8 protein-coding genes and 1 pseudogene are annotated in these 10,698 nt (G+C 45.5%); 6 read left to right on the top strand and 3 right to left on the bottom strand.

Annotation, left to right across the window (positions count from 1 at the left end):
- A partial coding sequence (locus A3IK_RS20875; RefSeq protein ID WP_162596647.1) for a zinc ribbon domain-containing protein occupies positions 1–183 on the top strand: 183 nt, incomplete at its 5' end.
- Here A3IK_RS20875 and csm6 read toward each other — a convergent pair.
- The 3 genes from csm6 to cas6 all read right to left on the bottom strand — a co-directional run bounded on the left by csm6 (position 125) and on the right by cas6 (position 3,566).
- Positions 125–1,288, bottom strand: coding sequence for a CRISPR-associated ring nuclease Csm6 (gene csm6, locus A3IK_RS20385; RefSeq protein WP_020560074.1), 1,164 nt, complete (start codon positions 1,286–1,288; stop codon positions 125–127). The genes A3IK_RS20875 and csm6 overlap by 59 nt on opposite strands.
- Positions 1,289–1,298: 10 nt before the next feature.
- On the bottom strand, positions 1,299–2,498 hold the full coding sequence (gene csx2, locus A3IK_RS19265) for a TIGR02221 family CRISPR-associated protein (RefSeq protein WP_020560073.1): 1,200 nt from the start codon (positions 2,496–2,498) through the stop codon (positions 1,299–1,301).
- 114 nt (positions 2,499–2,612) lie between these two features.
- Entirely contained in the window at positions 2,613–3,566 is a 954-nt protein-coding gene (gene cas6 / locus A3IK_RS0111205; RefSeq protein ID WP_020560072.1) for a CRISPR system precrRNA processing endoribonuclease RAMP protein Cas6, read from the bottom strand.
- A gap of 258 nt (positions 3,567–3,824) precedes the next feature.
- Between cas6 and A3IK_RS0111200 the strand changes: the two are divergent.
- The 5 genes and pseudogenes from A3IK_RS0111200 to A3IK_RS0111175 all read left to right on the top strand — a co-directional run.
- Positions 3,825–4,016 (top strand): annotated as a pseudogene (locus A3IK_RS0111200) (IS3 family transposase); the annotation flags it as partial.
- A gap of 339 nt (positions 4,017–4,355) precedes the next feature.
- Positions 4,356–5,516: a cysteine desulfurase family protein gene (locus A3IK_RS19260; protein WP_211209439.1), complete on the top strand. Its 1,161-nt coding sequence runs from the start codon at positions 4,356–4,358 to the stop codon at positions 5,514–5,516.
- On the top strand, positions 5,516–6,430 hold the full coding sequence (locus A3IK_RS0111185; protein WP_020560068.1) for a DUF4007 family protein: 915 nt from the start codon (positions 5,516–5,518) through the stop codon (positions 6,428–6,430). The genes A3IK_RS19260 and A3IK_RS0111185 overlap by 1 nt, the downstream gene beginning before the upstream one ends.
- The gene (locus tag A3IK_RS0111180) at positions 6,427–9,876 is read left to right on the top strand and encodes a DUF6079 family protein (protein WP_020560067.1); all 3,450 of its coding nucleotides are present in this window, start codon (positions 6,427–6,429) and stop codon (positions 9,874–9,876) included. Before A3IK_RS0111185 ends, A3IK_RS0111180 begins: the two co-directional genes overlap by 4 nt.
- Complete coding sequence (locus A3IK_RS0111175) at positions 9,873–10,694, top strand: phosphoadenosine phosphosulfate reductase domain-containing protein (RefSeq protein ID WP_020560066.1); 822 nt, start codon at positions 9,873–9,875, stop codon at positions 10,692–10,694. The genes A3IK_RS0111180 and A3IK_RS0111175 overlap by 4 nt, the downstream gene beginning before the upstream one ends.
- The last annotated feature ends 4 nt before the right edge of the window (positions 10,695–10,698 follow it).

The raw sequence follows: 10,698 nt of genomic DNA, 5'->3' as shown, positions 1-10,698 counted from the left end.
ACCCAGACTTGTTCGTGTTGCGGCTGTATCAGCCTTAATAGTCCGAAAGGTAGAGCGGGTTTGCGAATAAGAGAATGGTCTTGCTCCGAGTGTGGAGCGGTGCATGATAGAGATGTCAATGCGGCTAAGAACATTCTTGCGCTCGGATATGAGCGTCTAGCTGTAGGAATCCCCGTCCTTTAGGTCGGGGGAGGATGTCAATAATCGGTAAGTGGATGTACTCTGGTCGTAGGCTGTCTGGCAAGCAATATTGGATAATACCCTCATCCTCCACCGTATTAATCAGGTAATAAACAGCTGCCTTATTTAATGTATGCTTCAGTGCTTTGTTGCAATTAGTGATGTGTGGGCGTAGATAATCTACTGACAGTCCTCCAGCTTCGAGTGCATTTTCCATTTTGTTGATACCCCGCTCACCGTGTAGTCGGTGATACACTGCCAGTAATTCATAGCTATAAGTTAGGTTGGGGGTATCATCCTTACTTTTGAAGGTGACAGGGGGTAGTCCATCCCAATGGCGTAGCAGCAGCCAAACATATACGGCAAGACTCGTAGCCTTAAATATCGAATGCTCCACTAAGATGCCACTAGCGTATAATTTATTCTCGATAAGCTCCACCCGAATACCAGAAAACTGACGCTGTACCAATTCCACTGCGCGGTTAAAAGTATACTGGCCTTCACTGAGTGCTTTAGCAAACCCCAGACCTTCTCGCAAGCGTACAAACGGAATGTCTGCTAGTAGCACAGGGATATCCGAGGCAGGAGGGGGATAGAAAAAATCACGTGTAGTGAGATTTTCATCCACCAACACATGCGATAAACGATCTTGCATCCGCCCGAATAGTGACAGTGCATAGCCAAGATAATAGCTCATAGTTTTACGCCCACCCGCAATGGATACATGCAGACTGGTATCAGGATCTGCTGTTAACTGATGTACCAAAGCGGTAATAAAATCGGCTGTCGCGGTATTATCCGCCTCGGTCTTTATATCTGCCAGTTCCTGCTGTTCACGAGTGATAATATGAATATGCTGTGACGTGATTTGGGGTAGGCTAATGTCATAATCTTGGCATAGACGTTGGAGCGCACCGTTTTCACCCAATAGGTTTTCGCTAAGTTTTCGTGCGCCTTCAGTGGTAGTGATGATATGAATATCGGTCGGAAACCAAGCAGGCTGGCGCGTTTGAGTCAGAGCATATATTACTTCAGTGATAATGGCAGGAGAACCTCCCATTAGCATGAGTAGAATGCGTTTGTCGAATTTTGCAGGGTCTGTTTGCATGCGGCTGCTCTCACTTATTGCTAGGAGTTGACTTACCCAGCTCGCGCCAGTTCTTGATAAAGTCGCCTAGGGTTGCACGTAGGGACTGCTCGTTCTGCAAAACCTTTGCTGATTCTTGCCGCCATCCTTTGAGTCCATGAGCCATAGCATTGCGAATATCACTTAAGCGCTCAAAACGCCCATCTGTTTTTTGCATAGCTTTACGGTTTTGTTCGCGCTTCTCACTGAATTCACCCTGCTGTTCAGATGGCATAGTGGCACTTAAGCAGGCTTCCTGAGTAAAAATACTGGCTCGTAGATAATCACCATTATTGAAGTAGGTTCGTGCCAGTTCAATTTCCCGATCAGCCCGCTCTGGTGAGCGCCACCATGATAAGCGTTTCTGGAGTTCATCCCCAAATAGGCGTAAAAAAGTTGATCCACGTTGCTCCAGCGCTGTTTTTAATCCACTAAGCTTTTCTTTAGCTTTGATCACATTGGTAGTACGCTCGAAGAAGGCTGCTTCACGCAAGCTATTACACTCCGCCTCAGTCCAGCCTTCTTGTGGCAATAAGCGGGCAAACGGGGCATAGTTACCACTAGCATCATAAGCGGCAAATGCCTGAATCCAGTCCATTGTTTGTAATAATCCACGCAAGTCCAGCACAGGGGTTTCATTATTAGTGGTCATATCCGCCGCACCATAATACAAACCTTCCAGCCGTACCCGTTTAATACGCTCTAAGTAATGTGCAGCTACCAGCCCTAGCATTGGTAAATGACGAAAACCGTGGGTAATATCCATAATGACGGACTCCCCTGGTTGGATATACTCATTGATGTCTGCCAGAATCTTGATTTGTTCTTCAGTATTCATGGCATAAGGGATAATACGCATCTCTACCTGACAACCCAGATGCCGTTCAATCAAGGGGGCTAATTCACTTAGGATAGCTTCATCAACTTGGTTACTTTGAGCTAGTTCCATCAAATGCAAGCGGCTCTTTTCCATACTGGCATCCTCAGTATGAGCCTCAATTAGAACATCCCACATACTGCCAGAGGTTCCCAATAGGAGGACTTTTTGTGGACGGATATGTTTTGCCAAAGCAAAACCAAAGTAAGCGGTTGAATAGGTCGTCTCGTCGATTCGGTAATTCAGTGATTTATAGCCGGTGGTGGGCGCACTAGTGTTTCTACCCAAAAAGCTGATAAGTGTTACGGGTGTCACGAAGTCTCTCCTTTTCCATATTTATTGCTGCGAAGAGGTCTATTCTGGAGGAAATGATATGAAATGTTGAGGATCACAAGCTTGTGAAGCCCCTCAGGTTAACTAACTTTAGGCTTAATGTGCTGTTGATAAGTGATACCCCCCCAATCCCATCACAGTTCCTTTGCCTGCATGCACCCATTGTCCACTCCATAAATAAGGCCACAGCGGTTCTATATGATCTACTGGAAGTTGGAAATTACCCAGTAAGCCGCCCATTTGCACCAGACGTTGTTGTCGATTGGAGTAGCGTGACCAGTCATACCAATGTAATTGAGACTCAAGCATCGGAGTCTGCCCCGCCAGCTCACTAAGCACACGAAAATCAAGCGTCAGCTCCCCCGCACCATGATAAGCCCGCAACAATGAAATACGTCGGATCAGCCCATTCATAAAAGTCTGAAACTGGAAGCCTTCCGCATCTCGCATTAGCTTTCCCTGTTGCAAGCCTCGGTAGGGTGTCTGAAAACAGACTTGTATCGGTTGCTCTGGTAAGGCCGGAGCTACCAGCTCCCGAACGGGCAAGGGTTGTAGTCCATGACCATCAGCATAAATTCTCACCCAGTTATCATTCCCGATTACCTGCTCCTGCTCTATTTCGAGCAGATGGTAATGACCCCGCTCACGACCTAATCCTTGCTCTCCCGCCTGTTGCAGGGCATGTACCAGATAGGGAAGTTGCGTATTAGCCTTTCCAATCAGCACCATTCCCACCTGCAAGTGTTCCCCGCTATCAAATGTCCGCCCAGATGTAGAGAGTGGCTCAAGAATATAAGGATGGGGTGCGTCACTGATCTGAGCCAGCAACGGTTCCCGCCGAGCGGGGGTCTCAAATACGGCACTATAAACACAGGCTCCTTGCAACAGACAACCATTACAGGTCGGTGCTCGTGTCACACAAACGGAGCGACGCAGTGCATGCCCAAAGATGCCACGCCAGCTCGAACCAGCATAGGTAGGTAGATGAATCGGGGTTTCGGCCTGTAAATTAAAACGGTAACGAGCTACAGCAAGATCAACGATATACATGCACATTCCAAGCGCAGGAGAAAACACCAGTTTGCCACCAAAACCGCTGTTTTCCCAGCGATCAATGAAGCATTGACAGAAGAGTGTTTAATAAGTTTTGTTATTGTTTGTGATTAAGCCATACCCTCGCTCCGGTATGGCTCTCGCTTACGTTGGGTTGGTTGATACAATCCCAGGGGGTGATATTGTCACCATTGCCATAAGTGGCTCCATGTTGATGCAGACACCGACCATTGGTGGATTTAATATATTTATAATGCCGAGAGCTTTTTCCACTCGCTGAAGGTAGAAGCCTTGCATGATGAGCGTTTTGCTACCCATGAAGCCTTACGCCAGACGGTATTTGATTATATTGAGGTGGACTATAACCGAACCCGATTACACTCGGCTAATCAGTATCGAAGCCCGATACAATGTGAAGCGGATTTTTATAACTCTCTCGCATCTTAGACTGTCCATTTTTGATGGGATAGATCAAAAAAGCCCTGCAACTTTAGATCCGTTTGAGTGGAGTTAGGTAGCATTTTTTTGTTGACTAGTATCTTAATATTATTTATTTTTGTGTTAAGATATCTGTCTTTATAGTGATAAGACTCTATATTATAAACAACAGTAGCTAAATGGTTTTTGTTGTTTAAATCCATGATAAGTAGAAGCTTTTATGGATTGATGATAGTTAATAAAGTATTTGGGCTGTACTTTTATCCCCCTTTTTTTGCTGTAGTTATTTTTGGTAAGTCCTCTTTCCCACGCCAAAACGCCTGTTCCCATTTTAACTGACTTTGCTCTATGGATATGAATGTGATTTACCTTGATACTGCATCAAGTACACCCGTTGCGCAGGAGGTCATAGACGTCATGCTAGGCTATTTAGGAGCGGGTAGTTGTTATTATAACCCATCATCAGCAGGGCATATTCTAGGGCAACAAGCTGCCGATTCTGTGCTAGAGGCGAAATCTGTAATTGCCAACTTATTAGGCTGTCATAGCGATGAGGTTATATTCACTTCGGGGGCAACCGAGGCCAATAATCTAGCTTTACGGGGTATAGCCTATGCTCATGCTGCTACAGGTAGACATCTAGTAACCTCCTTGATCGAACATAAATCAGTATTGGAAACCTGTCATGCCCTAGAGCATAAGGGGTTTGTGGTGACTTATCTCAAACCTAATAGCCATGGGCGCATTGATCCTGAGACAGTGCAAAAAGCGTTGCGCCCCGATACGTTGATGGTATCCCTGCAATATATTAATAATGAAACGGGAGTCATACAGCCTATCCATGAAATAGCGGCCTTATTAGAGGATGCCGGCGTTTTATTCCATGTGGATGCGGCTCAAGCTGTCGGTAAATTCGCTATTGATCTGGAAAAAACGCCTATTGATTTATTATCTCTCTCCGCACATAAGTTTTATGGCCCTAAGGGCATCGGATGCCTAATTATTCGTAATCGGCGTTATTTAAAGCTAGAACCCATGTTAACGGGTGGGGGGCAGGAATTTGGCCTTCGTTCGGGCACTTTGCCAACCCATCAAATTCATGGATTAAAAGCAGCCTTAGCATTGGCGTGTAACTGTCAAACTAAGAACTATACGCATGTCTGTGACCTAAAGCGCCAGTTTATTGAAGGTCTTCAGCAGTCTTTATCGATTAAAATTCATGGCGATGTAGCCCATAGCTCGCCTTATATTGTCAATTTTTCGGTCAAAGGTATTAGTACAGAGGCACTGATTAATCAGCTTTCAGCAGCGGTTGCTCTTTCATCAGGCTCTGCGTGCTCATCTGGAACTATTGATCCTTCTTATGTATTACGCGCTATGGGTATTGAGGGCGAGGACTTATATGGAGCGGTACGAGCTAGCTTTAGTCAATATCATCAGTACAGTGAAATATCCGCAGCGGTCAGGCATATTATTTCTGCAGTACAACGGATGCAGGAATTAGAATAATGGTTCTTAATAAGACAGCATTTGGTCGACACGAAACTTTTCCATTACGTTACGGTTGGTTATCTAAAGGTATTTCAGCGGCTATCGATAATGAAGATATTTTTCGCAGTCCTGAACAAGCCATGATGCAACTAGGTATTGGACGCAATATGGTAAATGCGCTCCATTATTGGTTACAGGCTGCAAAATTGGTCATATTTATGGATGGTAAAGGAATAGTAACGCCTTTAGGTCATGCATTATTAGGTGAGAAGGGTGACCCTTATTTAGAAGATGAGGCAACGCTGTGGATTATTCACTGGTTGATTGTATCTAATGTTGAGTTTGCCACGGGATTTTTTTGGTTCTTCAATCATTATTCTGCCCCGCGTTTTCGTGATAAAGATGTGCTACAGGCATTAGAGGATTTTGTGGAGCAAGAACTAGGTTTGAGGCGGGCACATACCACGCTAAAGTCTGATATATCCACCTTATTACGCATGTATTCGCCTGTCGCTGGTCGGGGCGGAGAAGAGCACCTTGATTCCCCCCTAGCCTCGTTACAACTCGTGAATCATACAGAGGAGGGTTATGGTTATAGTAGTTTACGAACCTCACGCCCTTTTTTGCCCACCATTGCTATGCACTTTGCACTACAACAACGCTTTGCTGACTATCAGGGACAACAAGCTGTTAAAGAGGCTGCCATTCCAGTACGTGACCTATTGTATGGGGGTAATGGTTTGGCAGCACCGGGTGCTGCATTTCGTCTAAATGAAGAAGGTCTAATGGCCTGTTTACATCAGATGATGGATGACTATCCCTCTTATTATGCATTACGGGATACCGCTGGCATTAATCAGCTTTACCGTTTAACTCCCCCTCAACAGCCTGACGAGGTGCTGTTTGATTATTACCAAGGGGGTGTGGCATGAGTAGTTTAAGCGAGCAAATCCGTCTGCGAGCTGGTTATGCCCGCTCGGTCAATTTACAGCGCGATGTGGGTAATCTGGAGTTAGTGCAAGCGTATTTGCCAACCGCTAAATCATTACAAGCGCTAGAGCAAGTGGTTGCGAGTTTAGGTAGTGCATCTGCTGACCGAGCATTGGCACTGATTGGGCCTTATGGTTCTGGTAAGTCTGCGTTTGCCTTATTTCTTTCTGCCTTATTAGCAGGAGAGGATGATCCGCTACATCAGGCTGCCTTGAGCGTATTGGCACAACATGATCATGCTGCGGTGTTATTGTCGCATTTTCGGGAAGCTACCGCAGGCAAACGTGGGTTTTTGCGGGTTGTTGTGAATGGCATTCCGGCATCCTTGAGCAAACAATTATTGATGGCTTTTGCTCGTGTGTTAGAGCAGCAGGGGATAGATAAAGCGCTGCAACACAAAATTCAGGCCGCCGCTCAGGAGGCTGTGCCACCGACTATGGATCGTATGATTCAATTCATTGAAGAGATCCAGCTTGAGTGGGCGGTGCTAGGAGGAGCGGGTGTTCTGCTTGAAATTGATGAACTAGGTAAGTTCCTCGAATACGAAGCCCATCATCCCCAAAATCGCGAAATCCATTTATTGCAACTGCTAGCCGAGCATGCTCATCAAGGTGGTGATGCTCCGCTGCATATTGTGGTGATGCTGCATCAGTCGTTTGAGCATTATACCCAACGCCTAGGTAAGCACCTACGGGATGAGTGGCAGAAAATTCAGGGGCGTTTCAATACATTAGCATTCCTTGAGCCAGCAGAGCAGGCGCTGCGCATTGTTGCGTCTGCCTTTGACAGCCATTGTACACTGCCGGTTGCCACACAATTACAGCTAGACGAATGGACAACGGTATTAGCTCAGGAGGGCGCTCTCCCGCATGGGATAGACAAAACTAGTGCGCAAGCCCTGTTTGCACAATGCTATCCCTTGCACCCTCTGACAACCTTGATATTGCCCACTTTGTGTCAGAAGGTGGCTCAAAATGAGCGTACCCTATTTTCGTATTTAGGTAGTCAGGAGCCTTTTGGCTTGCGTCACCGGCTGGGACAATTACGCTTAGGTGAATGGGTGTTGCCGGCTGATCTATATGATTATTTTATGTTGAATCATCCGGGCGGTTTCTCTGATCCCCTAACCTATCATCGTTGGGTGGAGGTGGTGACGGCATTAGAGCGTTTTGATGTTACTCCAGAAGATCCTGCGGTTGATTTGCTGAAGGTGATTGGTTTATTGAATCTAGCCGGTAGTCAACGTGGCTTGAAAGCTAGTCAGGCTGTTCTAGCGCTGGTTTTTGGTGAGGGTCTATCCCAATATAGCCAACGCTTATTAGATGCTTCGATTATCCACTTCCGCCATTTCAATCAAGAGTACCGTGTTTGGCAGGGAAGTGATTTTGATCTAGCAGGTAGTTTGCAACAGGCGATGGTAGAGTTTGAGAATCTACCACTAGCAGACAAATTAAATGCGCTGTCACCATTCAAATCCGTTGTAGCCCGTCGTGCTACTATTGAAACCGGCACCTTGCGCAGTTTCACCCCTTGTTTCGCCTCACGCCTTACTCGCAATAAGGCTAGTTTAGATCAGACCTCTGTGCGCATCGTCTTTTACCTTGCTGAAGAAGATGAGGTGCTATCCGATATGAGCCAATTTGGTAAGTATGATGTGATTGCTGTGTGTCACTCTACCGAACGCTTACGAGAGGCGGTGATTACTCAATTGGCCTTACAGGAGTTACCTAAGCATCATGTGGCTTTGCATCAAGACCCCGTAATACAACGTGAATATCGCGATTGGCTCTACAATGCCGAAACCGAGACTAGCAAGCGCTTACGGAGTTTCCTAGAAGAGCCTGAGTCTCTGCAATGGTTTGCGGGGGGGCAAGCATGGACGGTGCTGAATCGGCGCAGTTTACAAGAGCATTTATCTAGATGGGTAATGGAGTTTTGTTACCCTGAAGCGCCCTTGATTCGTAATGAGTTAATCAATTGGGATCGACCCACCCCTAGTGCTAGCACCGGACGTAAGCGCTTGATTAACGCCATGCTTACCTCAGCAGATCAACCTTATCTAGGGATTGAGAAAACCCCGGCAGAAATGAGTTTATACCTTTCTTTGCTAAAAGATACGGGGTTACATCGGGAGCAACAAGGGCAGTGGGGCTTTTATGCACCACTCTCAGCAGACTCCCTGAGCAGCGAGAAGCTGTCACGTCAGACTTCAAATAATTTGCAACCGATGTGGGAAACCATTACCCAATTATTAGGGGATGCGGGTGCAAAACAAGTGTCATTCGCTGAAATTTATCATGTTCTGCGCCAACCGCCTTTTGGTATTAAGCTTGGGGTACTACCCATTATTCTGGTTGCCTATTTTCTGACGTATCGTCGTGAGGTGGCGTTATACCAAGAAGGGGTGTTTTCTGATGATATGTCATTGGCTCAGGCTGAGTTATTGTGTCGGCGACCAGAGCTATTTGCCTTAGAACGCTTTGAGCTAAAGGGTGTACGGGGTGACTTGTTTGACCAATATATGGGTAAGGTGGTCGGCAAGGTACGTAAAGATGCCTCCTTATTGGATGTAGTGGGGCCACTCATGCGTTTTGTCTCTAATTTGCCGCCCTATACCATGCGCTGTTCTGGATTGAGTGTGGATGCTGAGCGAGTACGTAAGGTTTTTGCACAGGCAAAAAGTCCGGGCGTCTTATTATTTAAAGAGCTACCACAGGCTTGTGGCGTGGCGGCTGATGTATTGGTGTCCGGTGATGCGGCACGAGTGGAAAGCTTTATTCAACGCTTAGTGGCGGTTTTGCGTGAGTTAAATACGGCCTATGACAAGCTATTGGAGCATTGGCAGGCGCAGTTAAATCAGGTGTTGCTGGATGAGACGATGCCAGACCTGTCATTACTGCGGGGGGAGCTGGCAAGGCGTTATGCGGGATTAGATAAGTATGCAACGGATCAGAAAGTAGTCGGAGCCTTTATTCGTCGTATTGGCGATCCGGGATACGATTCTGATCAGGCATGGTTAGAGTCTGTAGCTACTCTAGTTGAGGGGGTTCCACCTAAGAAATGGACAGACGAAAATCGCTTACAAGCCGGTTTGAAATTAGAGGAGCGGGGACAACAGCTTCGAGATTTAATGAAACTGCGTTTGGCTGTATCTAATACTGATAATGCGCAAGATGCTCTTTTGATCCGCTGGATGGATATTACTCATGGCGAGCGGAGCCGAGTGGTGCAACTGTCGGATTCTCAGCGTAAAGCTGTTGAGGTGCAGGCAGGGGAAATTGCTAAGAAATTAGATGGGCTTAATGAGTCAGAGCAATTAGCTATTATCGCTAATTTACTGGGACGTCTATCACAAAATGGGCAAACAATAGAAAAGGTTCTCGAATGAGTGATTTAACTGAAAAAAAGCCTGTACGTCATTTGTTAGGCTTATCGGGTGGAAAAGATAGTTCAGCATTGGCTATTTATATCCGTGATAAATATCCAGAGATTCACGAAAAAATGGAGTATTTTTTCTCGGATACAGGTGCAGAGCTTCCTGAAACTTTAGATTTTATTAATGAATTAGAAAAATATTTACGTAAACCCATCATCAGGCTTAACCCTGTAAAAGATTTTAAATTTTATTTGAAATTAAATGGAAATATTCTGCCAACTGCAAAAATGCGATGGTGTACAAATAATTTAAAAATTAAGCCATTTGAAGAATTCGTTGGGAATGATGATGCGATTACTTATGTTGGAATTCGTGCAGATGAACCACAACGGCAAGGGTATATATCAACAAAGCCCAATATCTCCGCACGTTATCCATTTATAGAGGATGGTAAAGATATAAATGATATTCGTAATATCTTGAGAGATTCTGGAGTAGATCTTCCCGCTTACTATGAATGGCGGAGTCGCTCAGGTTGTTATTTTTGCTTTTTTCAACGTAAAGAGGAGTGGGTTGGTTTGTATGAGCGGCACCCAGATCTTTACGAAGAAGCTATGAGTTATGAAGATTTTCATAAGGCGCATGGACGAAGTCATACATGGTCTGATGGGGAGCGATTAGAGCATTTAAAACTGCCTGAACGTATTGCAGAGATAAAAGAGGCAACAAGACTAAGAAAAATTCAAGAAACCTCAAAACTAAAAAAGAATTTAATGGAAAGAAATTGTGAAAGTGCTGATGAGTTAGGTTGTTTGGCGTGCCATTTGTAGTGAG

Origin of the sequence: Thiofilum flexile DSM 14609, assembly GCF_000380185.1 — a bacterium.
Classification (GTDB): domain Bacteria; phylum Pseudomonadota; class Gammaproteobacteria; order Thiotrichales; family Thiotrichaceae; genus Thiofilum; species Thiofilum flexile.
The sequence above is the reverse complement of the archived record's forward strand: the minus strand, read 5'-3'. Positions and strand labels throughout refer to the sequence as shown.

Bases quoted from the DNA above. Each gene is read 5' to 3' on its own strand.
- A3IK_RS0111180 (WP_020560067.1), top strand. From the start codon at position 6,427: ATGAGTAGTTTAAGCGAGCAAATCCGTCTGCGAGCTGGTTATGCCCGC.
- cas6 (WP_020560072.1), bottom strand. From the start codon at position 3,566: ATGTATATCGTTGATCTTGCTGTAGCTCGTTACCGTTTTAATTTACAG.
- A3IK_RS0111185 (WP_020560068.1), top strand. From the start codon at position 5,516: ATGGTTCTTAATAAGACAGCATTTGGTCGACACGAAACTTTTCCATTA.
- A3IK_RS19260 (WP_211209439.1), top strand. From the start codon at position 4,356: ATGGATATGAATGTGATTTACCTTGATACTGCATCAAGTACACCCGTT.
- A3IK_RS0111175 (WP_020560066.1), top strand. From the start codon at position 9,873: ATGAGTGATTTAACTGAAAAAAAGCCTGTACGTCATTTGTTAGGCTTA.
- csm6 (WP_020560074.1), bottom strand. From the start codon at position 1,288: ATGCAAACAGACCCTGCAAAATTCGACAAACGCATTCTACTCATGCTA.